Source organism: Actinomycetota bacterium, from assembly GCA_036280995.1.
In the GTDB taxonomy this organism is placed as follows: domain Bacteria; phylum Actinomycetota; class CALGFH01; order CALGFH01; family CALGFH01; genus CALGFH01.
Map to the genome: position 1 here is coordinate 1 of DASUPQ010000742.1, position 2136 is coordinate 2136.

General features: G+C 74.7%; 3 protein-coding genes. 1 reads left to right on the top strand and 2 read right to left on the bottom strand.

Annotated elements, in window-relative coordinates; genetic code table 11:
- On the bottom strand, positions 1-1011 hold a 1011-nt coding region (locus VF468_24805; protein HEX5881508.1), incomplete at its 3' end, for a sigma-70 family RNA polymerase sigma factor.
- 105 nt (positions 1012-1116) lie between these two features.
- On the opposite strand from VF468_24805, the gene VF468_24810 reads away from it, so the two are divergent.
- Positions 1117-1629: an NUDIX domain-containing protein gene (locus VF468_24810; GenBank protein ID HEX5881509.1), complete on the top strand. Its 513-nt coding sequence runs from the start codon at positions 1117-1119 to the stop codon at positions 1627-1629.
- Positions 1630-1951: 322 nt separating this feature from the next.
- Here VF468_24810 and VF468_24815 read toward each other — a convergent pair.
- On the bottom strand, positions 1952-2136 hold a 185-nt coding region (locus VF468_24815; protein ID HEX5881510.1), incomplete at its 5' end, for a hypothetical protein.

Genomic DNA, 2136 nt, shown 5'->3' on the forward strand with positions numbered 1-2136 from the left:
ACCCGCCAACGGCGGGTCGGGTTGCCCCACGCCCGGAGGGCCCAGCCCCGCCGCCCCTGCGCCCGCGGCCGCCGGGCTCACGCCCGGGGAACCCGCGCCCGCCGGGCTCACGCCCGGTGCCGCGGGACCCGGGCCGCCCGGCGACCCCGAACCCGGGCCGCCCGGAGACGCACCCCCGTCACCGCCCGGCCCCGACCCGTCGCCGCCCGATCCCGACCCACCGGTGAGCTGAATGCGCTCCAGGACCCTCCCCCGGAGGTCGGCCGGGGCGGGCATGGGCGGGACGGCGGCCAGGAGGGCCAGGGGGCTGGCGGCGGTGCGGCGGCGTTCGGCGCAGATCTCGCAGCTGTCGACGTGGCGGGCGACCCGCTTGCGGATGAGGGGGGAGAAGCGGCCGTCCCATCCGGTGAGGATGGTGGCGAGGCCGGGGCAGTCGTCGCGGCCCAGGCGGGCCAGGAGGAGGGCGCCGAGGGAACGCTCGACCTGGGCGCGGAGGCGGTTGAGGAGGACGTAGGCGTGGCCGGGCTCGACGCCGACGGCCTCGCCCAGCTCGGCGCCCTCGAGGCCGTGGCGGAGGTGGAGGTCGAGCAGGGCGCGGTCGCGCTCGGACAGGCCGGCGGCGGCGTTCCAGACCAGCTCGCGCAGGTCCGACCGCTCGGCGGCCTGCTCGGGACCGCTGGCGGCGTCGGGCAGCTCGGTCATCTCCTCCTCGGGCGCGACGCGCGATCGGGCCCGGGCCCGGCGGAAGGCCTGGCTGCGCGCCACCGCGTACAGCCAGGGGCGCAGCCGCTCCGGGTCGCGGAGCTGGCCGAGGCGCTCGGCCGCGACCAGGAACGCGTCCTGGGTGGCGTCGGCCGCCTCGTCCCGGTCGCGCAGGAGCGACCAGCAGAAGTCGTGCAGCCGGTCGGCGTAGCGGTCGTAGATCGCGGCGAAGGCGCCGCGGTCGCCGGCCGTGGCCGCGCGCACGAGCTCGGCGTCGTCGCGCGCGTCGGGACGAGGTCGGACGTCCATTCCCCTCCATACCATGGCCCGGGCAGGGCCGTTCGGCACCATGAGCCCGGCGGCCGCCGCAGCCTTACGCTTTTCCGGAGGTATCTTCCCTCACGACCCGAGAAGGTGGACGGCATCGACCCTGGCGACGAGCTGCTGGACGTGGTCGACGAGCATGACCGGGTGATCGGGCAGGCGACCCGGCGCGAGGTCCGGCGCCGGCGGCTGCTGCACCGGTTCTCCTCGGTGCTCTGCCGCGACCCCGCCGGGCGGGTGTACGTGCACCGGCGCACCGACGACAAGGACGTCTACCCGGGGATGTACGACATGACGGCCGGCGGGGTCCTGGCCGCCGGCGAGACCTACCTGGAGGGGGCCCGGCGCGAGCTGGCCGAGGAGCTGGGCGTGGCCGGGCCGGAGCCGAGGTTCCTGTTCCGCCACCGCTACCGCGGCCAGGAGAACCCCAGCTGGAGCGCCCTGTTCGAGGTCACCTGGGACGGCCCCGTCCACCCTCAGGCGAGCGAGATCGCCTGGGGCGCCTTCCTCACCCTCGACGAGCTGGCGGCCCGCCTGGAGGAATGGCCGTTCTGCCCCGACGGCCTGGAGGTCTTCCGCCGCTGGCAGGCCGGCGACTGGTAGGAAGGCTGGCGCTCATGCCTTGGCTCGGGGCCAGGATCTCCTCGAGGCGGCGCCGGGGACGACCTTCCCAGCGGTAGCAGGGCGGTGAACTGGAGCCACAGCGGTTCCAGGATTGACGATGGCAGGGCAGGCATGAGTCCTCCGAGCGATCATGGGTGTGAGCGCCCGGTGATCATCACGGCCCATGCCCGCCCTGCTCCATGTCGGCCTAGGTCTGTCCGGCGGTCCCAGTTGGCAGGATTCGCCTGCTCCCTTCGGTCCTGTCGTTCTGTCTCACCCGATTGCTCTTGTCGGCCGCAGCAACAGGGCCCGCATCCCGTGGTCACACATCACGGCAGTCGCCGACCGGCGGGGCTCCTGCCGCGCACCGCGCGATCGTGCGACCGCCCTGGTCGAGCGCTTCCACCGTGGCGAACGGGAAATCGGAGGAAGACGGGACCGAGAACAGCGCCACGAAGAACTTGACCGGATAGCGGTCCCCCGGGTCGACCAGCCCGAGCTCCAGCC